The following is a 25,614-nucleotide window of genomic DNA, read 5'->3' on the forward strand; positions in this document are numbered from 1 at the left end:
CCGAGAAACATCAACCGAAGGAGGAGATAATGAAACCGATCAAGAAAACGGTGCTCGCGCTGGCCGCGGCGCTCGGGCTCGCGGCGACGCCACTGGCGGCCCAGGACTATCCCGACCGGCCGATCACCATGATCATCCCGCTGGGCGCCGGCGGCTCGCACGACCTCAATGCCCGCGTCATCACCTCGGTCCTGCCCGAATATCTCGGCCAGCCCGTGGTGGTGCAGCTCATGCCCGGCGCCGGCGGCCAGACCGGCACCGCCGCGGCGGCCGAGGCGGAGGCCGACGGCTATACGCTGCTGTTCACGCACAACTTCATCGATCAGCTTCAGCAGCACGTGGCGAACCTGCCCTACGATCCTAACGAGTCCTTCGTCTCGGTCGCCCGCGTGAACTCGGCGCAGCCGGTGCTGGTGGTGCGCGAGGACTCGCTGTATCAGAGCTGGGAGGAACTGGTCGAATATGGCCGCGAGAACCCCGGCGAGCTGCGCTTCGGACACAGCGGTAACTGGGGCGCCTTCATGGTGCCGGGGCTGGCGCTGCTCAACGAGGTGGACGTCGAGGCCACGCTCATCCCCTATCAGGGCGGCGGCCCCGTGATGCAGGCGCTTCTGGCCGGCGACGTCGATTTCACCTTCGCCTTCCCGTCCGTGCTGGCCGGGCAGGACCTGCGCCCGCTGCTCGTGGTCGGCGAGGATCAGATCGTCGAAGGGGTGCCCACGACCACCGAGCTCGGCTTCGATATCGTCTCCGACATCGGCATCATGCACCGGCCGGTGCTGGCGCCGGCGGGCGTTCCCGAGGAGCGCCTGCAGGTGCTGCGCGACGCCTTCGCCAAGCTCAACGAGAACGAGACGTTCCAGAGCCTGATGGGCCGGCTCGGCGAGAACACGGCCCATGTGGACGGGGCCGAATATGACAAGCTGAGGCAGCGCCAGTCGGACGAATACGCCGACCTGGTGTCGTCCTTCTCGCAGTAGCGGAAGCGACTATCGAACGGTATTGCGGGCGGCCCCGAGGCCGCCCGTTTTTCATTGCCTGTCAGATTCAGCACTGCCGCGCATGGTATCCTCTCTCTTGCGATTTCTAACACTTAGCCTTCGTCTAAGATATTGAAATCGCTTTCTCTCCCACAAGGAGAGAGATAAGGTCGGCATCGACTTCGCTGCCACTCGCAAAGGTGGATGAATTGCAGAGGCCTCGGTGCGTGCGCCTATCTCCCCCCTTGCGGGGGAGAAAGCAAATTCCTGGGTTTGGCGTAGCCAAGCCCTTGGAATTTGCAACAGAGGGGATGTTGCCCTGGCAGCTATTTGAATCTACTGGCGTTTTGATTTCGCAGCTTGCATCGGTGGGCGGTCCCACGCCCCGATCACCCGGTCATATTCGGGATAAAGGCGGGTAAAATCCTCTTCGGCCATGCCGAGGCGGCGGGCCGTATCCAGCAGCTCCGCGCTGAGCCCCGCATAGGCGGCGGGCTGTCCGAGGCGGTCGAAGACCTCGGCCGCCATGGCCAAATCCTTGGCAAGATTGGCGACCTGCGAGCGCCCGTCGAATGTGCCGGAGACGATGTGGTCGGGAAAGCGCCGCTCGCTGACGAAGCTGCGCGCGTTGCCGGCGTTCAGCACCTCCACTGCGCGCTCCAGGGGAACGCCCGCCTTCTCGGCGGCGCGGCAGCCCTCGGCCGTGGCCAGGAAGATCGTGTGGCAGATCATGTTGTGCGCGAGCTTCATGGCGTGCCCGGCTCCGCAAGGCCCGAGATGGAAGAGCCGCGCGGCGATCTGCTCCAGCACGGGCCGGGCGCGGGAAAGGGCCGCCTCCTCACCGCCCAGCATCAATGTCAGCTTGCCGGAGGCCGCGCCCGCCGCGCCGCCCGTCATGCCGGCGTCGAGATAGGCCGCGCCGGCGGCCTCCGCCCGCGCGGCGAGCGCCCGCGTCGCCTCCGGGTCGGAGGTGGTTAGGTCGATGAAGACACGGCCGGCGGGGCCGTCGAGCAGGCCATCGTCGAAGAGCGCGCTGACCTCGCCGCTACCCGGCACCGCGAGCAGGATCACCGCGCATTCGGCCACCGCCTCCCGCCGCCGCGCCACGGTGCCGCCGAGCGTGCAGGCGGAAAGGGCAGGGGGATGCGCGTCCCAGGCGGCGGCCAGAAACCCGGCCCTGTCGAGATTTTCGGCGATGCCGCGGCCCATATTGCCGAGGCCGACGATACCGGCTTTTAGCGCGGCGGCGCTCATTTTGCGGCCCGCCCGCCGGCCTCCATCAGATCGGCAAGCTGGGCGATGGAGCGGTTGGAAAGCGGCAGGTCCACCGGCTCGCCGGTCTCGGCGGAAAGGTCGGCGGCGCGGTAGCTCTCCATCACCATGCGCGCGTGCTCCGGCGCCACCATCACCGGCCGGTCCTGAAGCACGCATTCCAGGAAGTGCAGCGTCTCGGGACCCATCTGCCCGGCGAAGACATGGTCCACCTGCTCGCCGGGCATGGTCGACATGGGAAAGCGCGTTCCGCCCTCCATGGTGTTGAACCAGTTGTCGCGATGCGTGTCATCGAGGAAGAGCGCCCCCTCGGTGCCGGTGATCTCCATCCAGGTGGCGCAGAAGTTCGGATAGCTCGGCGGCAGGTTCCAGCCGCCGCCGACCACCACCAGCGTGCCGTCGTCCATGGTCACGGTGCTCCACATGGTGTCGTAGGAGCCGTTGACCTCCTTCATGTAGCCATAGGCTCCCTGGGAATAGACACGCACGGGCTTAGCCGGCTCCAGGAGCCAGAAGACGAAGTCGAGGTCGTGGGTGGATTCCATGGCCGCCGGCGAAAGGCGCACACGCGAGGCGATCTTCTTGCCCAGGCTGCGCGAGAGATGGCGGCTGACCATGACATTGACCACACGGCCGAGCGTGCCGTCGGCGATCTTCTTCTTGGCGTAGGCGATCTTGGTGTTGAAGCGCTGCGAATAGCCGATGGTGAACTTTACGCCGTTGTCGCGGGCGAGCTTGATGAGCGCGTCGGCCTCCCAGAACTCCATGGCGATGGGCTTTTCGAGGAGCACGTGCTTGCCCGCCTTCAGGCAGTCCCGGGCGATGGGAAAATGCGTGCTTTCGGGCGTGGTGGAGATGTAGACGACGGAGATGTCGGGATTGGCGACGATCTCCTTGTAATCGAGCGTGGCGGTGGCGGGGTCGGTGAGGGCGCGCACCTCCTCCAGCCGCTCGGGGCGGATCTCGCAGATGTGCAGCCTGTCGACCAGCGCGGAGTTGGCGAGCGTCTCGGAGCGGATGCCCCCGCACCAGCCCGTTCCGATGACAGCGGCTTCGACCTGTTTCACGTTTTTCTGCTCCCCGATTTTGCGCCGCGCCGCCCGGTCCGGACGGCAAGTCTCCCGCCCTGTCTACCGCCCGGCACGCCGGGCGGGAAATAATTTGTCACCAGCCGGCCGATCAACTTTCGTGATGCACGGCGCGGGAGTTCATCCCAGCCCCTCCCACATGGCGGCGAGATCGCTGGTGGCGTCGATATTGGGCAGGGGCGCGGCGATGGCGTAGCGCCCGCCGCTGAAAAGGAGCGGTGCGGCGGCCTCGTCATAGCTGGCGCGCAGCACCCGGCCGATCAGGATTTGGTGATCGCCGGCCGGCACCGTCTGCTCCAACCGGCATTCGAAGCGCGCCAGCGCGTCGCGAATGAGCGGGCAGCCGCGATGGCCGTCCGTGCTGTCCACGTCGTCGAACTTTTCCGCCCGCGGCGTGGCGAAGTGATGCGACAGCCAGGCCTGCTCCTCGCTGAGCACATTCACCGCGAACATGCCCGCCGTGAGGAAAGCGGGGAGCGAGGGCGCTTCGTTCTTGACGCTCCAAAGGACGAGCGGCGGGTCGAGCGAGACGGCGGAGAAGGAGTTCGCAGTCATGCCCTCGCGCTTGCCGTCCGGCGTGCGCGTGGTCACCACGGTGATGCCCGTGGCGAAGCGGCCGAGCGCGTTGCGAAAGAGCTTGAGGTCGGGCCCGGCCTCGTCGAATGATACGACCTGTCGCGTCATGCAGCGAACCTTCCTTCTGCGGTCACGGCCGGAAGCCTCTCAGGCAGCGCGGCGAATGGCAAATTAGAAAGTCTGTTGCCGGCCATCAGCGTTGCGGCGGGCGGGCAGGCCTATCCGCCGGGCTTATGGCGGCCAGAAGCATTTATGATTTAAACTCGCCAGGGGCGGTCTATACTCTCGCCGAGATTGGGAGGAACGGCATGATAGTTGAAATGGCGCGGATAGTTGTCAAGCCGGGCATGGAGACGGCCTTCGAAACGGGCGTGGCGGAGGCGGCGCCACTCTTCCGGCGGGCCAAGGGCTGCCGCGCGATGGCGCTGCGCCGGTCGCAGGAAAATCCCGCCCTCTACGTGCTGGTGGTCGAAGGGGAAACCCTGGAGGACCACACCGTCCAATTCCGCGAGTCCGAGGATTTCCAGACGTGGCGGCGCCTCGTGGGCGAGACTTTCGCTGAGCCGCCGGAGGTGGAGCACCTGAACCTCGTGGCACACCATTTCGGGGAGGAGACATGAGCATTTCCGAACCCGCCACGGTGGCGCCCGCGCGCCTGTGCGAGTTCGTCGCCGCCATCCTGCGGGCGGAGGGCCTGCCCGAGGCCGATGCGGCCAGCGTGGGCGAATTAATGGTGGAGGCCGATCTCCTGGGTGGCGAGGGGCATGGAGTCTTCCGCCTGCCGCGCTATGTGGAGCGGCTGCGCGCCGGCGGCTACAACCCGCGCCCGAACATCCGCGTCGAGCGCGAGCGCGGCGCCACCGCCCTCGTCGACGGCGACAACGGCTTCGGCCATCTGGTGATGAAGCGCTGCGCGCAGGAGGCCGTCGCTCGGGCGCGCAGCCACGGCATCGGCTGGGTCGGAGCGCATCACTCCAACCACGCGGGCGCGGCGGGCGTCTACGCGAAGATCCCGCTCGACCACGACATGATCGGCCTTTACGTGGCGGTCGGCAGCGCCAACCACATGGCGCCCTGGGGCGGCATCGAGATGCTGCTCAGCACCAATCCCATCGCCGTCGCCATTCCTTCGGCCGAGGGCACGATGCCGATCCTGCTCGACATGGCCACCACGGTCGCCGCCTATGGCAAGGTCAAGCTGGCGGCCCACAAGGGCGAGGCGATGCCCGAAGACTGGATGATCGACGGCGAGGGCAACCCGATCACCGATCCGGCAAAGGCGGCGGGCGGCTCGCTGCTTCCCATCGGCGGGCCCAAGGGCTACGGCCTGTCGCTGATCTTCGGGCTTCTCGCCGGCACGCTGAACGGAGCGGCCATGGGGCGCGACGTGGTCGACTACAATGCCGACGACAGCTCGGTCACCAATACCGGGCAGTTCATCGTCGCCATAGATGTGGCGAGCTTCCACGAGGTGGAGACCTTCAAGCGCGAGGTGGCGCGGATCGGCGAGGAGATGACGAGTTCGGCCCTGCGGCCGGGCTTCGACGCGATCCGCCTTCCCGGCGAGCGGGCGCTTTCCACCCGCCAGCGCCGCCTGGCCGAGGGGGTCCCGCTCTCCGCCCTGCTCGTCGAAAAGCTCAATGCGCTCGCCGCGGCAAGCGGCGTCGCGCCATTGGAATAAGGTTTGTCGAGAATTGACTTGGCCACCACCCCCTCTCTTGCAAATTCCAAGGGCTTGGCTTTGCCAAACCCAGGATTTTGCTTTCTCCCCCGCAAGGGGGGAGGCTGGCGCACCCATCCAGGCCTCTGCAACACATCCACCTTTGCCAGTGGCAGCGAAGTCGATGCCGGCCTTATCTCTCCCCTTGTTGTGGGAGAGAAAGCGATTTCAGCATCTTAGCCGAAGGCTAAGTGCTAGAAATCGCAAGTGAGGGGATGCACGACGTGGCTGCAATGCTCAGTCTCAATAAGTCATAGGAGGCCGCCTTGGCCGACAAACGCGCGACCGTGCGCAAGCTGGACGATATAGATGAATTCGACCGCGGCGGCGGCGTGGTCACCCGGCTCTTGTGCAACGAAGGCATCTGCGGCGCCGGGGTGACGACCGGCACCACGACGCTGCCCGTCGGCAGGAGCGTGGCGCCGCACCACCACAATTGCGACGAGCAGATCGTCATTCTCAAGGGCCGCGCCGAGGCCGAGTTCGGCGGACAGCGCCGGCCCATCGGGCCGATGGAGGTCGCCTATATCCCAGCGGGGGAGGTGCACTGCTTCTACAATGTCGGCGAGGAACCGGTCCTGATGCTGTTCATCTACGATGCCGGCGAGGTGACGCGTACCTTCGCCGCAACCGGCGAGACGGTCGTCCATCTGGGCGCCGGCGACCGCGCCCAGCCCAAGGGCTGAAGGCCCTCATCCGGAAAGCTGATCCCCGCCAGCACGAATCATAATTTCTGCTTCGCGCCCACGCTCCATAACCTGCCCTCCGGTTGGCGCTCCGGGCGCGGCAGGGAGGCAGCACATGGCGGTGAAGAAGGAAATCGGACTGGCGATCATCGGCTGCGGCACGATCGGCCGGATCAGGGCGATTCTGGCGCGCGACTATCCGGGCGTCGGCTGGCTGGGGCTGTGCGACGTCAACCGCGAGCTCGGCGAGCAGCTCAAGGCCGATTGCGCGGCCGATCTCTTCACCACCGATATGGACGAGTTGCTGGACCGGCCGGAAGTGAACGCGGTGATCGTCGCCACCGACGAGAACAATCACGGCGCTCCGGTGCTGGGCGCGGCCGAGCGGGGCCATGCCCTTTTCATCGAAAAGCCGATCGCCACCGACGCGCGCGTGTCCTTGCGCATCCTGGAGGCGATCGAGAAAGCGGGCGTCGACGCGGTGATGGGCTACACGCAACGCTTCCGCCGCCGCTTCCTGGCCGTCAAGGAGCGGCTCGCCACCGGGCAGATCGGCGACGTGCATTCGGTGGTCACGCGCGCTTTCATGAACCGCATGGTGCCCATCGCCACGGTGCGGCGCACGCAGGACCGCCGCCACCTCACGCCCATGGTGGTCTCCGGCACCCACAGCCTCGACATGTCCATGTGGCTGATGGCGGGCAAGGAGCCCGTTTCCATCTATGCGCGCTCGAACGAGCGCGTGCTGTCGGCGCACGGCACCAAGGATTCCACCTTCGGCGTCTTCGAGATGGACGACGGCACGCTCTTTTCCATGAACATCTCCTGGGCACTGCCGGAGATCTGGCCGGGCTCAGTCTACGGCCTGGAGATCGGCATCGTCGGGACCAAGGGCGTCATCGACATCGAGGACACGCATCGCGACCTGGTGCTGGCCTCCGACGTGGCGCAGGGGGCGGGCTACAGCCCCGACGGCTTTTCGCCCGGCGCGCCCCGGCATGTCGACTTTCTCACCAGCTATCCGCCGGGCGACCTTCACATGGATCAGCTCTGGGGGCCGATGCGGGAGGAGACGGTCTCCTGGTACCAGCGGCTGTGCATGGGCCAGGAGACCCCGCACGCCACGGCGCGCGACGGCCACCGCAATCTCGTGCTCACCATGGCGATGGACCTTTCCGCACGGCGGGGCGGCCCCGTTTCGCTGCCCGTCGATCCAAAGGAGCTGATGGCGGAGGACTGAGCCCGCGGCGCCAGAATTTTATTCGCCGATTTACCCGCCCCTTCCGCGCGATTTATCGTCCCTCCATCGCTCTCACGGGAACCGGATCCAGACCGGGGATCAGGGAGAGCGGCGGCAGCCTCCCCCTCCGGGAAACGGTACCCGGAGGCATGTGAGGGCCCGCGACAGGCCGGAGTCCTGCACTTGACGCTGCAGGACGCGGAGAAGCCGCGGGGGGTCGGTTCAGGCGTCTGAGTGACCGGCCTGAGCGCCCGCAAGGGCAAAAGGAGCCTCCTTGACCGGTCGATTGCGGGACAGCGGCCGGCGGGGCGCGTCGAGCGCGCCACCATTGAAAACCGAGAGGCACGGTCTACGCGCCCCGCTTCCCGGTTCTTTCCCATCACCCGGCGGAACGCCGCGCGGGAACGAATATGCGCGACCATGGAGTGATGCAGCGATGCCAACCAAAGCGTTTTGCAGTCAGGTTCCGCCGCTGCCCCCTCACTTGCAAATTCCAAGGGCTTGGCTGCGCCAAACTCAGGAATTTGCTTTCTTTCCCGCAAGCAAGGGGAGAGAAAGCGATTTCAACATCTTAGCCGAAAGCTAAGTGTTAGAAATCGCAAGAGAGGGGTATGCAGAATGCGCCATGGTGCTGAAAGCCGGTGTCACGAGCCTCTGCAGGGCGGCCCGGCTGCCGGCCATCCTCGAATCCGATAACCCCTATCAGATATTATCGTTTCTGCGGCCGCGCCACGGCGCGCTAGCATGCGGCAAACGCATTGGAGGCGCTCATGCAGCTTGGCTTCTTCACCATGCCGATTCATCCCCTTGACAAGGACTGGCGCCAGTCCCTGCGCGAGGACCGGGAGGCGTTCATGCTCGCCGACGCGCTGGGCTTTGCGGAAGGGTATGTCGGCGAGCACGTCACGGACGCGGCGGAGAACATCACCTCCTCGGCCATGTTCATCGCCTCGCTCGCCCGCGACGTGAAGCGCATGCGGCTCGGCACCGGCACGGTGAACCTGCCCAACATTCACCCCGCCCATGTCGCGGCGCAGATCGCCATGCTGGACCATCTGCTCGACGGGCGGCTCAATTTCGGCATCAGCCCGGGCGGGCTCCTGTCCGACTCGGAAGCCTTCGGCAATCTCGACGCCGACCGAAACGCCATGTTTCTCGAGGCGATCGACATGATCCTGGCGCTGTGGTCGCAGGAACCGCCCTACGATCTGGCGGGCCGGTTCTGGAGCCTGACGACCGAGCGCACCATGATGCCCGACATCGGCCAGGGGATCGTCGCAAAGCCCCTGCAAAAGCCTTATCCGCCGATCGTCGTCACCGCCGTCGCCCCCTTCTCCAAGGGCGTGACGGCGGCCGCCGCGCGGGGATGGGAGCCGATCTCGGCCAATTTCCTGATGCCCAAATGGGTGGCTTCGCATCGCGGCCGCTATATCGAGGGCTGCGAGCAGGGCGGGCGCGCGGCCGACCTTGCCAACTGGCGCGTGGCCAAGAGCGTCTTCGTGGCCGACGACCCGGCCGTGGCCCGCGACTACGCAACCCGGCCCGACAGCCCGTATGTCTACTATTATCGCCAGCTCCTCACCAAGATGAAGGCGGGCGGGCGCGCCAACCTGTTCAAGGAGGATCAGGACATGCCGGACGATGCGGTCACGCTGGACCATGTCGTCGACCGGCTGGTAATCTTCGGCACGCCCGACAAGGTGGCCGAGGAGCTGCTGGCCTTCCGCGAGCTCACCGGGCGCTTCGGCACGCTGCTTTATGCCGGGCACGACTGGGCGGACCCGGCACTGGCGCGCCGCTCCATGGAACTGATGGCGGAAAAGGTGCTGCCCATGGTCAACGACGCGGAAAAGGGCCGGGAGGCGGCGCAATGAGCCGCGACACCGTGATCTCGGGCGAGGCGCGGCTTTCAGTGCAGGTCGAGGGCGAGGCCGGAAAGCCCTGGCTGCTCGTGGCGAATTCGCTCGCCTCCGACCTTTCCATGTGGGACGCGCAGATGCCGCTCCTGCTGGAGACGCATCGCGTCATCCGCTGGGACACGCGCGGCCACGGCGCAAGCAGCGCGCCCGAAGGGCCCTACAGCTTCGACATGTTGGTCGCCGACATGGTGGCCGTGCTCGACCATGTCGGGGCGGAGCGGGCGGATATCATGGGCCTTTCGCTCGGCGGGATGACGGCGCTCGGGCTGGGGCTGCAGCACCCGCAGCGCGTGGGGCGGATGATCGTCTGCGACGCGCGCGCCGACAATCCGCCGCCTTTCGTGGCGGGCTGGAATGAGCGCATCGCCGCCATCCGGGAAGGCGGCATGGCGGCGATCGCCGAGGGCACGCTGGCGCGCTGGTTCACGCCCGGCTGCGACGCGCAGGTCCGCGAAAAGGCCCGGCGCATGATCCTCGCCACGCCACAGACCGGCTATACCGGCTGTGCCCGCGCGCTTCAGGAGCTCGATTACCTGAAGGATCTTCCGGGCATGCGCCCGCCGGTGCTCTATGTCGCCGGCGCCGAGGACCAGGGCGCGCCGCGGGAGGTGATGTCGGCCATGGCCGAGGCCACCCCGCGTTCGCAACTCGCCGTGCTGCCGGGGCTCGCCCATCTGCCCAACATGGAGAACCCGAACGCCTTTGCAGGCGCGGTCCGGCCGTGGCTCGCCGTGGCCGCAAGCGAGCACGGCGCATGAGGGCGCGGGCACGCCAGGAGGGGAGGGCGTCTTGTTGAACGTCGCGGTCGCCGGCTTCGGCTGGTGGGGCCGGCACATCGTCACCCGCCTTGCCGGCCGTGGCGGCATACGTGTCATTGCGGTGGCCGAACCCGTCGAGGCGCTGCACGAAGACATTCGCGCCCACCGGGTGGAGCCGGTCGCCGACTATGCGGCGGTGCTGGCCGACCCGCGCGTCGAGGCGGTGGTGTTGACCACGCCCCACATGCTGCACGAGGAGCAGGTGCGGCAGGCCGCGGCGGCGGGCAAACACGTCTTTTGCGAAAAGCCGCTGGGCATCACGGCGGCAAGCGCCCGCCGTTCCGTCGCCGCCTGCCGGCAGGCCGGCGTGGTGCTCGGCATCGGTCACGAGCGGCGCTTCGAGCCCGCCATGCGCCGACTCAAGGCCATGCTGGAGGCGGGCGAACTCGGCACGATCATGCATGCCGAGGCGGCCTTCAGCCATGACAAACTTGCCGGCATTCCCGCCGGCGGCTGGCGCACCTCGAAGGAGCTGTCGCCCGGTGCCGGTATGACGGGCATGGGCATCCACCTGACCGACCTTCTCCTCTGGATGTTCGGCCCGGTCGAGACCGTTCAGGCCCAGATCCGCGACCGCACGCTCGGCTGGCCGACGGGCGACATGGTGGTCGCCCAGCTCGGCTTCCGGGCGGGCATGACGGCGCATCTCCAGGCGATCCTCAACACGCCGCATTTCATGCGCTTTCACGTCTTCGGCTCCGATGGCTGGGTCGAGATCCGCAACGGCACCCATCCCGACACGCCCGGCGGTGTGACCGACTGGCTCCACTGTCCGAAGGGCGGCGAGCCGCGCCACGAGCGGCTGGAATGGACGGATGCGGTGGTCGCCAATCTGGAGGCCTTCGCCGAGGCGATCGCCGGCTGCGCCGCCTATCCCTGGAGCGAGGAGGAACTGGTCGGCAACATCGCCGTCTACGAGGCCATCGTGCGCGCCGCCGACAGCGGCGATACCGCGCGGCCCGGATGAGCCTGTGGCGGGATTTCGCGAATCGCGGCAAGGGCTTGGCCGCAGATCCTCAGAAAACGATTCTTCTGCGGCTCCGACTTCGACTGGCCCGAGCCTTGTACGGGTCGCGCATCGCCGATTTGCCGAGTCTTTCCCGTGGTATCGCGGTACGTCCTGAGACTTCGATTCGTTTCAGCGGCCGCCGCCCCCACGAGGGGTCAGAACAAGAGCTGTTCAGAATCGTACGCTAAGTTCAAACGAAACATGAACATCATGCCGCCCGTCGGGTTGGTGCTGGCAAGCGAAGCGTTCTAAAGCCTTCGGGCATTCCCGCCCGCACCCGGCCGTCCCAACGATATCGAAGCCTACCTCAAGCGCGTCGAAGACATCTACGTGACGGATGCCTATCACTCGCTCTCGATCGAGGGCTACCGTGTCAGCCCGGCACTGATCGAGCGCGTGCGTACCGGTAACTGGAACCCGGACCAGGACGAGCAGGACCGCGAGCATCGAGACGCGCTGGCCGCGCGCGGCTACCACCTTGCTTTTCAGGCCGTGAAGACAAGTGTGCGCGCTGTCCTCGGCAACGAAAATCCCGGCACAGTCGCCGATCGCGATCACGGGGACTGGTATCGCGAGCTGTTCGCCCCGAGCGTGACCGCGGGCCTTGCCAGACCCGCAGATCTTGCCGGCTATCGCAGCGACCGCGTGTTCATCCGCAATTCAATGCATGTGCCGCTGCCCCCTCACGCGGTGCGCGATGCGATGCCGGTCTTCTTTGAACTGCTTGCTGCCGAAGAGGATCCGGCCGTGCGGGTCGTGCTCGGGCATTTCATCTTCGTCTACATCCATCCTTACATGGACGGCAACGGCCGCATGGGGCGCTTCCAAGAGGGACCCCTGAGACACAGGGGCATCAGACTGCCTCCGATTGTCATCGGAGGCATTTGTTTTTGGATGTTGGCGGCGCAATGACGTGGTCAGGCCTACCGGGATGTCATCATTCTCACGCTCAACCAAAGCTGCTTGCGGTAGATTAAACGTTTACCCTTGTCGAATCGCCAACTTCGATGTAGTGGTTAAACGATTACTCATGAGAGGGATCGATGAGGGACCAGGGTGGAGGCTTGCGCGTGACGATCCGCGACGTGGCCAATGCGGTGGGGGTATCGACTGCCACTGTTTCCAAGGTCCTGAACGCCACAGGTCGGGTGTCGGAGGAGACTCGGAAGGCCGTCCTCGACGCGGCCAAGAGGCTCGATTTTCGCCCGAACGCGATGGCGCGAGCGCTGCAGTCCAGCCGCAGTTCCTCAGTCGGGCTACTGACCGACGACACCTACGGCCGCTTCAGCTTGCCGCTCATGGCGGGGGTTACGGAGGGGCTGATCGCCCACGGCATGTCCGTCTTTCTCTGCACCATCGACGGACCGCCCGAACTCGGTGCCACGCATCTCGACGCATTGCTGCAGAAGCGGGTCGACGGGCTCATCATCTCGGGCCGGCGGGTCGACCGTCTGCCCGACATCGATCTAAGCGGCGTGCCCGTTCCGATTGTCTACGCGCTCAGCCAGGGTCCCGAGCACGGGGTCACGCTGGCGCCAGACGAAAAGCAAGGGGCGCGGCTGGCGGTCACCCATCTCATCGAGATCGGCCGCAGGCGGATCGCTCACGTGACCGGGCCCGAGCGCTTCCGCGTGGTGCGGGAGCGGGCCGCGTCCTGGCGCGAGACGCTCGCCGCGCACGGTCTGGCATCCGATATGGCGGTCCTCAACGGCGACTGGTCCCAGCGCTGGGGGCACACAGCCGTGGCCGAGCTGTTTGACGGCAGGCCCGAGGCCGAGTGGCCCGACGCGGTCTTCTGCGGCAACGACCAAATCGGGCACGGGCTGGTCGACGCCCTGCGCGAACGCGGCATCGCGGTCCCTGGACAGGTCGCCGTGATTGGTTTCGACAACTGGCACGTGCTGGCCGAGGATTCCCGGCCACCGCTCAGTTCGATCGACATGAACCTGCCCGCACTCGGCCGGGAGGTGGGGCTCACCCTGATGCGCATGATCGCGGGAGAGCACCAGGCGGAAGGGACGACCCGATTGCCCTGCACCCTGGTGCGCAGGGCATCGACGATCGGGCCGGTCGGCTGACCGGGGCGATACAATTGAGGAGGAGAAAAACCATGAAAGAACTGACTAGCGGACTGACGATTGCCGCGTTGTTGGGGGCCGCATCGCCCTTGGCGGCGCAGGAGACGCTGACCATCTGGGGGCGGGACGACACTGCAGTGTTCCTTCCCGAGATGATTGAGGTGTTCAACGAGAGCCACGATACCCAGATCGAGTTGCAGATCGTGCCGAGCTCAGAACTCGTGCAGAAGTATGCCACAGCCGCTGCCGGCGGCTCGGCGCCCGACATCCTGTCAATCGACCTGGTCTACACCCAGGCCTTCGCCGCGGCCGGGCAGCTCGAGGACTTGACGGAGTTCGCGCAGTCCCTGCCTTATTTCGACGAACTGTCGCCCGCCCACATTCAGGTCGGCACGTATCAGGGCAAGATCTACGGGCTGCCCATGGGCGCCGACGCGTCGCTGGTGATCTACAACAAGGACCTCTACGAGCAGGCCGGGCTTGACCCCGAGAGCCCGCCGACCACCTTCGCCGAGATCGCCGAGCATGCCGCCGCGATCGACGCGCTGGGCGAGGACATCCACGGCTTCTACTACGCAGGTACCTGCCCGGGCTGCAATGCCTTCACCTTCCTGCCGATGGTCTGGGCCTCGGGCGGGCAACTGTTCTCCGACGATGCCAGGACGGCCACGCTCGACACGCCCGAAATGCGGGCGGCGGTCGATCTCTACCGCGGAATGATCGAGGACGGGCTCGTTCCGGCCGGCGCACAGACCGATAACGGGGTGAACTTCCTGGCGGCCTTCGCCGGGGGCAACATCGGCCTGCAACTCTCCGGTGCCTTCGCGATCGGCGCGCTCAAGGCGGACTATCCGGATTTGAACTACGGCGTCGGCTTCATTCCCGGCGAGGAGGGCGGGTTCTCCTCGTTCGCGGGCGGCGACAACTTCGTCGTGACCGCCGGAATCGAGGACATGGAGCCGGTCCGAGAATGGGTGGACTTCATGTACTCGCTCGAAGGGCAGAGGATCCTCGCCCGAGCGACCGGCATTCCGGTCAACGGCGCCGTGGCCGAAGAGGCCCTGGAAGGCCTCGACGAGCGCTACGCCACCGCGACCGAGGCGATGGCGAACGGCAAGACGCCGGGAACGCCGATCTACAACGACCTGATCAACTCGTCCACGAGCCCCTGGAGCACCTTCATTGGCGAGATCTTCTACACCGACGACGTCGATGGCACGTTCCAGTATCTGCAGGAGGAGATGCAGTCGATGATCGACATGTCGGACTACTGACAGACCTCGAGCAGCCCCTACGTTTAAACGCTGCGGGCCGCGCCCACTGCCCCAAAGTCCGGAACACCATCATGAGCATCACGACCCAGGAAACGGAGGCCGCCGGCATTGGCGTGCGCGACCGCGGGCGGAGCGGCCGCCGCAAGAGACTGCGCCGCTCGGTGGCGGGGCTTCTCTTCGTCAGCCCCGCGATCCTTCTCGTTGTCGTCTTCTTCCTCATTCCGCTCGGCAGCGCCGCCTGGATGTCGCTGCATCGCTGGCCGCTCATGGGCGAGCCGCGCTTCATCGGCCTCGACAACTATGTGCGCATGTGGTCGGACAGCCGCTTCTGGGACGCGTTGGGCTTCACGATCTACTACACGGTGGTGGTGACCATCGCGATCTTTGCGGTGGCCTTTCCGCTGGCTCTGTTCGTGCAGCAGCCGAATCGGGCGAACAGCTTCTACCGGACCGCGGTCTTCCTGCCCGTCGTCGTGGGCTTCGGATCCGCCGCGCTGCTGTGGGTCTGGCTGATGCACGTGGACAACGGGCTCTTCAGCCCGGCCGCGCAGGGACTGGGCATCACCGAGGGTCGGTTCAACCTGCTAGCGAGCTATAACGGGGTGTTCTGGTCGATCATCATCATGGTGGTCTGGAAGACCGCCGGCCTGACGATGGTGATCCTGATGACCGGCCTGCAGGGCGTGCCCTCCGACATCCTGGAGGCGGCCCGCATCGACGGCGCGTCAGCGTCGCAGCGGTTCCGGCGGATCACGTTGCCGCTCATGCGCAGGACCATCGCGTTGGCACTGACGCTATCGGTGGCCGGGTCGATGCTCGCCTTCGACCAGTTCTATCTGATCTCGAGCGGGGGGCCGCGCAACCAGACGCTGACGGCGGTCTACTGGATCTTCACGCAGTCCTTCGTGTCGTTCCGCCTCGGCTACGGCTCGGCGCTGTCGATCGTTCTGCTCGTCATCCTCGTCATCATCAGCACGGTGCAACTCCGCCTGCTGCGGGACCCGAGGGATGCAAGATGACCGACACCGCCGAACCGGCCACGCCACGCCGCCGGCAGCGCAGGCTGGCCGAGCGGATCACCCGGCACCTGGTCGGCGTGACCATCTCGGCGATCTTCCTTGCGCCGCTGTTCTGGGCGGTGGCGGCCAGCCTCAAGCCCACAGCCGAGGCGCGGCGCCCGCCGCTGCCGCCTTGGCCGACCACGGGCTTCAGCACCGACAGCTATCAGGTGCTGGGCAGCGTCGGGTCGGGCATCTGGACCCATGCCGCCAACAGCGTGATCGTGTCGGTGGCCACCGTGGCGCTGTCGGTCGTGGTCAGCTTCTTCGCAGGCTACGGCTTCTCGCGCTTCTCATTCCCGCTGAAGAACCTGCTATTCGTGCTGATCATCTCGACGATCATGATCCCGTTCCAGTCGATCCTGACACCTCTGTTCCTGATCCTGGCCAAGGTCGGGCTTCAGAACACGCTGTTCGGGCTGATCTTGATCTACACCACCCTGCAGCTTCCCTTTTCCGTCTTCATGATGCGTAACGCCTTCGACGGGATTCCGAAGGAGTTGGAAGAGGCCGCGCGGGTCGACGGAGCCGGGGTCTTCACCGTACTGATGCGGGTGATGGCGCCCCTGGTGCTACCCGGCGTCGTGACGGTCGCAATCTTCGCCTTCCTCGCGGCCTGGAACGAGTTCCTGGCCGCGCTGGTCCTGATGACCGATCAGGACAATTACACTCTGCCCATCCTCATCGCCGCCGTCCGTTCGGGCAACTACGGCTCGGTCGACTGGGGGGCGGTGCAGGCCGGCGTCACCGTGATGATGGTGCCCTGCCTGATCCTCTTCGTAACGCTGCAACGCTACTACCTGCGCGGGCTGACCGCGGGAGCCGTCAAGTGACAGCGCGATACAGACCTGAAAGGAAAAACCAGGTGAATGCCGTGACCGACGTATCGCAACTACAGTTCCGACCGCCAGCGATCCCGGATGTCGAACTGCGCGGCTTCTGGGGCGAGCGGGCGGATGCCGTGGCTTCGACCACGGTGCACATCCTGCTCGACCGCTGCGCCGAGGCGGGGATGTTCGAGCAGATCGACCCCACGCGCCCCGTCCCCAGGCAGCGCCTGCCGTTCCACCGCAAGGAGGGCAAGGAGCCGACCGTCACCACGCAGATGTTCTGGGACTCCGATGTTGCAAAGGCGCTCGAGGCCGCGGCCTATGCCATCCACCGCAAGCCGGACCCGGCGCTCGAGGCGCGGGTGGACGAGATCGTGGACATGTTTGCCGCGCTCCAGCGCGAGGACGGCTACTGCAACTCCTGGTATCTGAGGATGCAGCCGGGCCGGGAGTGGACCAATCTACGCGACTGTCACGAGCTCTATTGCGCGGGCCACCTGATAGAGGCCGCCGTGGCCTACCACCAGGCGACAGGCAAGCGGAAGTTCCTCGACGTGATGATCCGCTATGCCGACCTGATCGAACGGCGCTTCGGCCCCGGCGCCGACCAGATGCAGGGTTATTGCGGGCACGAGGAAATCGAGCTGGCCTTGATCAAGCTCGGCCGCGAGACGGGAGAGCAGCGCTATCTCGACCTGGCGAAGTTCTTCATCGACGTGCGCGGCCGGAAACCGCACTATTTCGACCTCGAGGCCGAGCGCCGCGGCGCCTCACCCGACGGTTTCGTCCACGGTACCCACGAGTACAGCCAGTCGCACCTGCCCGTGCGTGAGCAGACCCGCGTGGTGGGTCACGCCGTCCGGGCGATGTACCTCTATTGCGGCATGGCGGACGTGGCGACCGAGTTCCACGACAACAGCCTGACCGAACCGCTCGAAATGCTCTGGTCGGATCTGACCGAGCGGCAGATGTACGTCACCGGCGGGATCGGGCCCGAGGAGCACAACGAGGGCTTCTCGGACCCCTATCATCTACCCAACGAGACGGCATATGCCGAGACCTGCGCAGCTATCGCGCTCGCCTTCTGGGCATCGCGGATGCTGGGACGCGGGCCGAACCGGGTCTATGCCGACGTGATGGAGACGGCCTTCCTCAATGGAGCGCTGTCGGGCCTGTCGGTCGAGGGCGACCGCTTCTTCTATGAGAATCCGCTCGAGAGCGGGGGCTGTCATCACCGCTGGGAGTGGCATCGCTGCCCGTGCTGTCCGCCCAACATCGCCCGCGCGGTCACCTCGATCGGGACCTACATGTACGGCGTCGCCGACGATGCGTTGGCGGTCCACCTCTACGGCGCCAACCGAGCGACGTTCACTCTTGGCGGTGGCAGAGTCAGCATCGAGCAGGAGACCGAATACCCATGGGACGGCCGCGTCGTCCTGAAGATCGGTACCGAGACGCCGCGCCGCTTCGCGCTCTCCCTGCGGCTGCCGGGCTGGTGCGCGAACCCCTCCGTCAGTGTGGGCGGTGAGGCGGTCGACCTCAGCTCGGCCTCAAGGAGCGGCTACGTCACGATCGACCGCGAGTGGTCGCATGGCGACAGCGTGACGCTCGATCTACCGATGGCGGTCACGGCCCTGCGCGCCGACCCGCGCATCCGCGCCGACCGCGGCCGCACGGCGCTGACACGCGGGCCGCTGGTCTATTGCATGGAAGAAACGGACAACGACACGCCGCTGGACACGATCCTGCTCGACGGCGGCTTTGAGAGGGCAGAGATCTCGAAGATGGAGGAACTCGGCGGAGCGGTTGCGATCAGGGTGCCCGTCGGGAAGGAAACGCACAAGGGCTGGGGCAGGGCGCTTTACAAGGCGGCACCGCCCCGCGTCGAGACGGTGCTTGGCATCTTCGTGCCCTATTTCCTTTGGGACAACCGGGACCCGGGAGAGATGCTGGTATGGATACGCACACGATGATCGGGAGCCTGTCGGCCGAAACGGGGGCGGGCATGATCGAACTGAGGAGGCTGCGTAAGTCGTTCGGCGCGCATGACGTGATCCACGGGATCGACCTGTCCGTGGAGAGCGGCGAGTTCTGTGTCTTCGTGGGCCCCTCGGGCTGCGGCAAGTCGACCCTGCTGCGGCTGATCGCGGGGCTCGAGGACGTGACCTCGGGCGATGTCTTCATCGGTGGAGAGGACGTGACTGACCGCGACCCGTCGCGCCGCGGGATCGCGATGGTGTTCCAGTCCTACGCGCTCTACCCGCACATGACCGTGCGCGAGAACCTGGCATTCGGGCTGTCCATCGCGCGGACGCCCAAGAGGCAAATCGCCGAGCAGGTCGAGGCGGCCGCCAGGGTGCTGGGGATCGAGCCCCTCCTGGACCGCCGCCCGTCGCAGCTTTCGGGCGGGCAACGGCAGCGGGTCGCCATCGGGCGCGCCATCGTGCGCAAGCCGCTTGCGTTTCTGTTCGACGAGCCCCTGTCGAACCTCGACGCCGAGCTGCGCGTGGGGATGCGGGTCGAGATCGCGCGCCTGCACCGCGAGCTCGGCAGCACGGTGATTTATGTCACCCATGACCAGACCGAGGCGATGACGCTGGCCGACCGGATCGTCGTCCTGCGCGACGGGCGGATCGAGCAGGTCGGCCCGCCGCAGGAGCTCTACGAGAATCCCGACAACGCCTTCGTCGCCGGCTTCATCGGATCACCCCGGATGAACTTCGTGCCCGCGATTTGGGAGGGGACGCAGGCACGCATTGGCTCCCAGGCCTTTCGCGTGGCGTTGTCCGCGTCGCCCGCGGCGGGAACCCGGGTGAATATCGGTCTGAGGCCGGAGAACCTGACCGTCACGCCTGAAGGGGCGGATCAGGGCAAGGCAGAGGTGCTGTCGGGAACCGTCGAATTGTCGGAATATCTGGGCGGAACGCAGTACGTTCATATCACCCTCGTCAATGGCACGCCGATCTCGGTCGAGTATCGCGGGCGGGAGATCTTCTCTCCCGGCCAGCCGGTAGCGATCAGAGCGGCCGAGGACGCGGTGCGCGTTTTCGACGAGGACGGTCTCAGGGTCCGCTGACCGGGCCAAGTATGAGGGATAGGAGAGCATGATGTCGGCCAGAATAGGACTTCTCCCCGGCGACCCCAGCGGCATAGGCCCCGAGATCGTCGCCCGGCTGCTCTCCGAGGACATCGTCGAGGGGGCTAACGTTCTGCTGATCGGCGACCAGCACGTGTTCGAGCTAGGGCAGGCGCAGGCCGAGATTTCCCACCCGCTGACGCCTCTGGATGCTACGCAAGGCGACTGGACCGGCGCTGACAGATTCGCCCTGCACCGGATGGAGACGATCGTGCCGGGCGAGTTGATCGTCGCGCAGAACACGGAAGTCTCGGGACGCTCGACGCTTCGGGTTCTCGACGAGGCGCTGAGGCTGTCTCAGAAGGGCGTCATCGATGCGGTCGTCTTCGCGCCCTTCAACAAGGCCTCGATGCACATGGCCGGCATCGGCCATTCGGGCGAACTGCACTACATCGCCGACCTGCTGGGGGTGCGCGGCCATGTCTCGGAACTGAACACCGCCGACGGTCTGTGGACTGGCCGGGTGACCAGCCACATTGCACTGAGGGAGGTGGCGAACCATATCGACGCGGACGGCATTAGGAAATCGGTCCGTCTGATTGACAGGACGCTGCGGCGGGCCGGTTACGCCCACCCGCGCATCGCGGTGGCGGCGCTCAACCCGCACGCGGGCGATGGTGGCAATTTCGGCCGCGAGGAGATCGACGTGATCGCGCCGGTGGTGCGCGAACTCGCCGCGGAGAAACTCGCGGTGGAGGGCCCTCTACCGTCGGACACCGTGTTCCTGAAGGCGCAGCGCGGCGAGATCGACGCGGTGGTCACGATGTACCACGACCAGGGCCAGATCGCCCTGAAGCTGCTCGGGTTCGACCGCGGCGTCACCGTGCACGGCGGTCTGCCGCTGCCCTTGACCACGCCGGCCCATGGCTCAGCGTTCGACATCGCCGGCAAGGGGCGGGCCGACGTTGGTGCCATCCGGGCTGCCTTTGCCGTTGCCCGGGATCTGGTTTCGAACTGATGAAACTTGAATCGTGCGGGCAGGGCCGCGCGGTGTTGGGGTTCGTGGTGACGACCTTCCTGCCGCGCGCCCCTGAAGGGCACTTTTTTTGTCGATGGCTCCACTCTCGGGGCAGGACGTTCACGGTCTCGCTCGATTTGGGCGGTTCCAGCACTGGTGGTCAGGTGAAGGTCAAGCCGCTTACGCCGATCCTTTTCCTTCGATCTCGGCGGCACCCGGAGCTTCGGCGCGCGGTAGAAACGGCGCCTCTTACGCTGCATCCTCGCTCTGACGCGCAAGCCAGGCCCGGTAATCGCCCCGTATTGTCGATATGGCGTGCCAGCAAGGCGCAAAACGCCTCGGTTTCACCCTTCTCCAGCATTTCGCAGAGTGCCGTATGGGTGCCGAGCGAGTTGTTGACCACGTGCCGGTCGTCATGTGCGCGGGCCCGTAGCGCGCCAATCTTGGCGTCGATGAGCCCATAGCCGTCCTCGATATAGTTGTTCCCGCAGCATTCGATGAGAAGCGAGTGTCAAGTCGAAGCTTTGTAATTGAGCTGATAACAAGTTGAGACACTTTGCGACAAATGGGCTGTCCCACGGCATATCAGCGTGAAACATCCGGCCTACGGTTCTAGCCGACTACCCCTCCCCACATGCTGCGATGCAGCAAAGATGACCAAAGAGAAACCAGTTCTGTTCGGGTTCCGTGAACCACCGTGGACAGCCTCGTGCGTTCTGTATCCCAAGAGCCAAAGAAATGCGCAGACTGAAAATCATAATCGGGCTTGTGCTGATAGCTGCGGCCGGCATTGCGGGTTTCGTGCTGACCGGGGCCATGCTCGTTCCCCATCCGGAACCAGCCCAGGCCGCGCAAGGCGAGGCCGCGCTCGCGGTCGCGATCGTTTCTCCACGCGAGATGGCGTTCACGGACACGATCCATGCCGTTGGCACCACCCGCGCTATCCGCGCGGTCGAATTGCATCCCGAGGCCGCAGGACGTGTCGTCGAGCTTGCCATCTCACCCGGCGCCAGGGTCACCGAAGGGGACCTGCTTCTGCGGCTTGACGACGGGGCGGCGCGCGCAACTCTGAAGTCCGCCGAGGCGACGCTGACGGAAGCGCGTGCAGCAGCTGCGCGGCAGAACCTATTGCACGAAAGCGGCAACGTCTCAGAGGCCACACACCTAGCCGCACAGGCGGCGCTGCAGCGTGCCGAGGCCGAACGCGATCTGGCACGCGAGGCGCTCGAGAACCACAGTTTGCGCGCACCCTTTGAAGGTGTCGTCGGACTGAGCGATCTGACGAAAGGTGAACTCGTCGATACCACCACGATTGTTGCTACGCTGGATGATCTGTCCGTGATCGAAGCCGATTTCCAAGTGCCGGAACAAGCATATCCGGAGTTGCACCCCGGTCTCGGTGTCGAGATGCGTTCGGCTGCTTGGCCCGATCGCATCTTTCGCGGTGAGATCAGTGCTCTCGATACCCGCATTGATGCCGGCACCCGGTCGCTGGCACTGCGCGCGCGGGTCGACAACGCCGACAGGGCCTTGAGAGCGGGCATGTTCATGGAAGTCACCATCGTCCTTGACAGCCGTGAACGCCCCGCCGTGCCCGAGCGGGCGCTGACGGTCGAGGGTCCCCGAACGACCATCTTTACCGTCGAAAACGGTGTAGCCAGGCAGGTCGAGATTGAAACAGGCCAGAGCCGGGACGGTCTTGTCGAGGTTATTTCTGGCCTGGATGGCGCGGACGAGGTGGTCGTCGACAACCTGCACCGTCTGTCCGACGGTATGGCGGTCGCTCCACAGCCCGCAACGGGCGCCGATCTGGCGAAGGCCCAGCTGTGACACTTCCTGATTTGTCGCTGCGCCGGCCGGTATTCGCCACGGTCGTCAATCTGCTCATCGTCCTGATCGGCGCAGTGGCGCTCACACAGCTGCCGGTGCGCGAACTGCCGCAGGTGGATACCGCTGAGGTGACGATCAATATCGACTATGTCGGGGCCGCGCCCGACGTGGTGGACGCTCAGGTGACGTCGGTCGTCGAGGGCGCCGTCGCAGGCATAGCCGGGCTGCAAAGCATGTATTCGGAATCCGAACGTGGCAGCATGCGTACGGTTCTGGTGTTCGATCCATCCCGCGACATCGATGCTGTCGCTAACGATGTGCGTACTGCGGTGGATCGCGTAGCAGACGACCTGCCGGAAGAGGCTACGGCACCCGAGGTCGAGAAAAACGATGATGAGGGGGATCCGGTGGTACGGCTGAGCCTCACCAATCCTGCGATGACACCCCTCGAGCTCTCCGACTACGCCGACCGCTATATTGTGGACCGGCTGGCCCGGCTTCCCGGCGTGGCCAATGCTTCCATCTTCGGCGAACGGGCGCCTGCCATGCGGATCTGGCTTGAGCCCCGGCGCATGGCGGCGCTTGGCGTGACCACGAGCGACATCGTCGGCGCGCTTCAGGCAAACAACATCGAATTGCCAGCGGGCGAGATCGAGACGCCGTCGCGACAGCTGCAGCTTCTGGCCCGCACCCGTTTCACCACAGTGGGAGAGTTCGAACAGATCGTGATCCGCAGCGACGGCAGCCGGCCCCTACGTCTGTCAGATGTCGCACGTGTCGAACAAGGGCCCGAACAGACCGAGAGCTCTTTCCGCTCGGATGGGCGTCCGGCCCTCGGCATAGGCATCCAGCCACAGGCCCAGGCCAATACAGTCGATATTTCACACCGCGTCCACGCCGAGCTGGAGGTGATGCGATCCCAACTGCCCGAAGGCATGACCATCGAAGTGACGACGGACGAGGCAGTCTTCATCGAAAGCTCAATACGTCAGGTGCTGCATGTCTTCGGCGAGGCCGTGTTGCTGGTAACTGCAGTGATCTTCCTGTTTCTCGGTTCGGCACGGCTGTCACTGATCCCCGTGGTGACGATTCCGATATCGATTCTCGGTGCGGCCGTGGCGTTGTGGATGCTCGGCTTCTCGGTAAATATCCTGACGCTTTTCGCCCTCATACTGGCGATCGGCCTCGTCGTGGACGATGCCATCGTCGTGCTTGAGAATATCCAGCGTCATCGCGCCATGGGCATGTCCCGCGCCGAGGCCGCGCGACGTGGTGCCAATCAGGTGAATTTTGCTGTTGTGGCGGCCACCGCCGTTCTGGTCGCAGTGTTCCTGCCTGTTTCGTTCATGGAGGGCGAGGTCGGCCAGCTTTTCGGTGAATTTGGCATTGCCCTAGCCGTGGCTGTGGCTATCTCGGGGCTCGTGGCGCTGACGCTTTCCCCGGTGCTCGCTACTCGGCTACTGCCTCCTGAGGAAAAGCCCGGCCGCCTTGCTCGCGTCGTTGGGGCGGTGATCAACCGGATTGAGAATGGCTACCGCGCCAGTCTTAGCCTGGTTCTCGCCCGGCCGGTGCCGATCCTGGCGCTCGCCGCTTTTGCCATCGCCGCCGCCTTCGCGATCTGGCGCGAGTTGCCGCAGGAACTGACACCGGACGAGGATCGCGGCCAGTTCCGCATCTATGTCACCGCGCCACAAGGCGCCAATCTCGCCTACACCGACGCGGCGGTCCGTCAAATCGAGGCCATGCTCGAACCGCTGCGCATGGAAGGGGTCGTGTCGAACATCACCACGATCGTTGGCATGTGGGGTGAGTTGCGTCGAGCGATGATCTTCGTAAACCTTGTCCCGTGGGACGAGCGCCGCGCCTCCGTCAACGACTTGATCTCGGAGCTGCGGCCGCAACTCGACCAGATTGCCGCGGCGGCCACCGCTATCCGGTCTTCAGGCGGCCTCGGCATCGGCGGCGGACGCGGCGGTCTGCAGTTCATGCTTGGCGGTCCTGATATCGAACGGGCAGCTGCATGGTCAGAAGCGCTCATGACCGGACTTGAAGGTTACCCAGGCCTGAGCGGACTCCAAGCCTCCTATGCGGCCAACCAGCCAGGCGCTACGCTTTCGGTGGACCGGGCGCGGGCACAGGACCTCGGATTCGATGCCCAGACTGTCACCCAAACGTTGCAGGCGCTTTATGCCTCGCGTTCCGTGGGAGAATACGCCTCGAATGGGCGGCAATATCCGGTGGTGCTGCAGGCTGCACCCGAGGATCGCGATAATCCCGAGGACATTCTGTCGATCCTGGTGCGCAATACCCGCGGTGACCTCATTCCTCTGTCCAGTTTCTCCTCGATCGCGCCCATGGCGACCGCACCCGCGATCACACGGTCTGACCGCGTCCATTCGGTCGAATTGGAAGCCGATCTTGTTGAGGGAACGGTTCTGGCCGAGGCAATGGCACAGGTGGAGGCCGAAGTTGCCGCTCTGCCTGCCGGCGCGATTCTGGCTTGGGACGGACAGGCGGCGGACTATCTGCGTGCCTCGGGCGGCGTCACCATGGTCTTCGGCCTCGCACTGGCCATCGTCTTTCTCGTTCTGGCGGCACAGTTCGAAAGCTTCCGTACCCCTCTCGTCATCATGCTGACCGTGCCGCTGGGCCTCGCGGGCGCTGTCCTGTCGCTCTGGCTCGCCGGACAGTCGATCAATATTTACAGCCAGGTCGGCCTCGTGCTGCTGGTCGGTCTGATGGTCAAGAACGGCATCCTGATGGTCGAGTTCGCCAATCAGTTGCGCGAACGTGGCCGCAATTTGCGCGAGGCGTCGCTCGATGGCGCGGTGACCCGGCTGCGCCCAATCATCATGACTACGATCGCCACTGTTTTTGGTGCACTGCCGCTGGCCATGGCGACCGGGGCCGGTGCGGAAAGCCGCATGGCCATCGGACTCGTTATCGTCGGGGGGCTCAGCTTTGCCTTCATACTGACGCTCTTCATCACACCGCTGGCCTATTTCCTCATTGAAGGCATCGGTGCGCCACAACGCCACAACGAGGCGACACCGGTTCCCGCCGAATGAACGGCGCCAACCTGACAACGAAGGTAAGCGTGCCCCGTCCACCCGGAAGGGGTGATGATGCGCGGCCAACTCAG

General features: G+C 65.5%; 22 protein-coding genes. 18 read left to right on the forward strand and 4 right to left on the reverse strand.

What is annotated here, in order from left to right:
• Positions 1–29: 29 nt before the first annotated feature.
• Positions 30–980, forward strand: coding sequence for a tripartite tricarboxylate transporter substrate binding protein (locus SIN08_RS04975; RefSeq protein ID WP_322450470.1), 951 nt, complete (start codon positions 30–32; stop codon positions 978–980).
• A gap of 336 nt (positions 981–1,316) precedes the next feature.
• Here the strand turns inward: SIN08_RS04975 and SIN08_RS04980 are convergent, their stop codons facing one another.
• From SIN08_RS04980 to SIN08_RS04990, 3 genes are all read right to left on the reverse strand, one after another.
• Positions 1,317–2,234: an NAD(P)-dependent oxidoreductase gene (locus SIN08_RS04980; RefSeq protein ID WP_322450471.1), complete on the reverse strand. Its 918-nt coding sequence runs from the start codon at positions 2,232–2,234 to the stop codon at positions 1,317–1,319.
• On the reverse strand, positions 2,231–3,319 hold the full coding sequence (locus SIN08_RS04985; protein ID WP_322450472.1) for a Gfo/Idh/MocA family oxidoreductase: 1,089 nt from the start codon (positions 3,317–3,319) through the stop codon (positions 2,231–2,233). Before SIN08_RS04985 ends, SIN08_RS04980 begins: the two co-directional genes overlap by 4 nt.
• 141 nt (positions 3,320–3,460) lie before the next feature.
• Complete coding sequence (locus tag SIN08_RS04990) at positions 3,461–4,024, reverse strand: flavin reductase family protein (protein WP_322450473.1); 564 nt, start codon at positions 4,022–4,024, stop codon at positions 3,461–3,463.
• A 212-nt stretch (positions 4,025–4,236) separates the two neighbouring features.
• Between SIN08_RS04990 and SIN08_RS04995 the strand changes: the two genes are divergently transcribed.
• From SIN08_RS04995 to SIN08_RS05065, 15 genes are all read left to right on the forward strand, one after another.
• Positions 4,237–4,536 (forward strand): antibiotic biosynthesis monooxygenase family protein, encoded by a 300-nt coding sequence (locus SIN08_RS04995; protein ID WP_416208015.1) that lies wholly within the window; start codon positions 4,237–4,239, stop codon positions 4,534–4,536.
• On the forward strand, positions 4,533–5,597 hold the full coding sequence (locus tag SIN08_RS05000; protein ID WP_322450475.1) for an Ldh family oxidoreductase: 1,065 nt from the start codon (positions 4,533–4,535) through the stop codon (positions 5,595–5,597). The genes SIN08_RS04995 and SIN08_RS05000 overlap by 4 nt, the downstream gene beginning before the upstream one ends.
• A 305-nt stretch (positions 5,598–5,902) precedes the next feature.
• Entirely contained in the window at positions 5,903–6,322 is a 420-nt protein-coding gene (locus SIN08_RS05005; RefSeq protein ID WP_322450476.1) for a cupin domain-containing protein, read from the forward strand.
• Between the two features lie 115 nt (positions 6,323–6,437).
• Positions 6,438–7,562 (forward strand): Gfo/Idh/MocA family oxidoreductase, encoded by a 1,125-nt coding sequence (locus SIN08_RS05010; RefSeq protein WP_322450477.1) that lies wholly within the window; start codon positions 6,438–6,440, stop codon positions 7,560–7,562.
• A 770-nt stretch (positions 7,563–8,332) separates the two neighbouring features.
• A complete protein-coding gene (locus SIN08_RS05015; RefSeq protein WP_322450478.1) occupies positions 8,333–9,436 on the forward strand; it encodes an LLM class flavin-dependent oxidoreductase in 1,104 nt (367 codons plus the stop codon).
• Complete coding sequence (locus tag SIN08_RS05020) at positions 9,433–10,239, forward strand: alpha/beta fold hydrolase (protein WP_322450479.1); 807 nt, start codon at positions 9,433–9,435, stop codon at positions 10,237–10,239. The genes SIN08_RS05015 and SIN08_RS05020 overlap by 4 nt, the downstream gene beginning before the upstream one ends.
• A gap of 31 nt (positions 10,240–10,270) precedes the next feature.
• Entirely contained in the window at positions 10,271–11,266 is a 996-nt protein-coding gene (locus SIN08_RS05025) for a Gfo/Idh/MocA family oxidoreductase (RefSeq protein WP_322450480.1), read from the forward strand.
• 372 nt (positions 11,267–11,638) lie between these two features.
• Complete coding sequence (locus SIN08_RS05030) at positions 11,639–12,220, forward strand: Fic family protein (RefSeq protein WP_322450481.1); 582 nt, start codon at positions 11,639–11,641, stop codon at positions 12,218–12,220.
• 131 nt (positions 12,221–12,351) lie between these two features.
• Positions 12,352–13,386, forward strand: coding sequence for a LacI family DNA-binding transcriptional regulator (locus SIN08_RS05035; RefSeq protein WP_322450482.1), 1,035 nt, complete (start codon positions 12,352–12,354; stop codon positions 13,384–13,386).
• A gap of 32 nt (positions 13,387–13,418) precedes the next feature.
• Complete coding sequence (locus SIN08_RS05040; protein ID WP_322450483.1) at positions 13,419–14,660, forward strand: ABC transporter substrate-binding protein; 1,242 nt, start codon at positions 13,419–13,421, stop codon at positions 14,658–14,660.
• Positions 14,661–14,731: 71 nt separating this feature from the next.
• Entirely contained in the window at positions 14,732–15,679 is a 948-nt protein-coding gene (locus tag SIN08_RS05045; protein ID WP_322450484.1) for a sugar ABC transporter permease, read from the forward strand.
• Positions 15,676–16,551: a carbohydrate ABC transporter permease gene (locus SIN08_RS05050; protein ID WP_322450485.1), complete on the forward strand. Its 876-nt coding sequence runs from the start codon at positions 15,676–15,678 to the stop codon at positions 16,549–16,551. The genes SIN08_RS05045 and SIN08_RS05050 overlap by 4 nt, the downstream gene beginning before the upstream one ends.
• 41 nt (positions 16,552–16,592) lie before the next feature.
• Entirely contained in the window at positions 16,593–18,521 is a 1,929-nt protein-coding gene (locus SIN08_RS05055; RefSeq protein WP_322450529.1) for a glycoside hydrolase family 127 protein, read from the forward strand.
• Positions 18,503–19,624: an ABC transporter ATP-binding protein gene (locus tag SIN08_RS05060; protein ID WP_416208016.1), complete on the forward strand. Its 1,122-nt coding sequence runs from the start codon at positions 18,503–18,505 to the stop codon at positions 19,622–19,624. The genes SIN08_RS05055 and SIN08_RS05060 overlap by 19 nt, the downstream gene beginning before the upstream one ends.
• A 31-nt stretch (positions 19,625–19,655) precedes the next feature.
• Positions 19,656–20,642 carry a 4-hydroxythreonine-4-phosphate dehydrogenase PdxA gene (locus SIN08_RS05065; protein ID WP_322450486.1) on the forward strand — a complete coding sequence of 329 codons (987 nt, stop codon included), beginning with the start codon at positions 19,656–19,658 and terminating at the stop codon, positions 20,640–20,642.
• A gap of 160 nt (positions 20,643–20,802) precedes the next feature.
• Here the strand turns inward: SIN08_RS05065 and SIN08_RS23595 are convergent, their stop codons facing one another.
• Positions 20,803–21,141 (reverse strand): FCD domain-containing protein, encoded by a 339-nt coding sequence (locus SIN08_RS23595; RefSeq protein WP_416208019.1) that lies wholly within the window; start codon positions 21,139–21,141, stop codon positions 20,803–20,805.
• Between the two features lie 239 nt (positions 21,142–21,380).
• On the opposite strand from SIN08_RS23595, the gene SIN08_RS05070 reads away from it, so the two are divergent.
• Both SIN08_RS05070 and SIN08_RS05075 read left to right on the forward strand, forming a co-directional pair.
• Positions 21,381–22,472 (forward strand): efflux RND transporter periplasmic adaptor subunit, encoded by a 1,092-nt coding sequence (locus SIN08_RS05070; RefSeq protein WP_322450487.1) that lies wholly within the window; start codon positions 21,381–21,383, stop codon positions 22,470–22,472.
• Positions 22,469–25,540 carry an efflux RND transporter permease subunit gene (locus SIN08_RS05075; RefSeq protein WP_322450488.1) on the forward strand — a complete coding sequence of 1,024 codons (3,072 nt, stop codon included), beginning with the start codon at positions 22,469–22,471 and terminating at the stop codon, positions 25,538–25,540. The genes SIN08_RS05070 and SIN08_RS05075 overlap by 4 nt, the downstream gene beginning before the upstream one ends.
• The last annotated feature ends 74 nt before the right edge of the window (positions 25,541–25,614 follow it).

The organism is Chelativorans sp. M5D2P16 (assembly GCF_034427935.1).
In the GTDB taxonomy this organism is placed as follows: domain Bacteria; phylum Pseudomonadota; class Alphaproteobacteria; order Rhizobiales; family Rhizobiaceae; genus Chelativorans.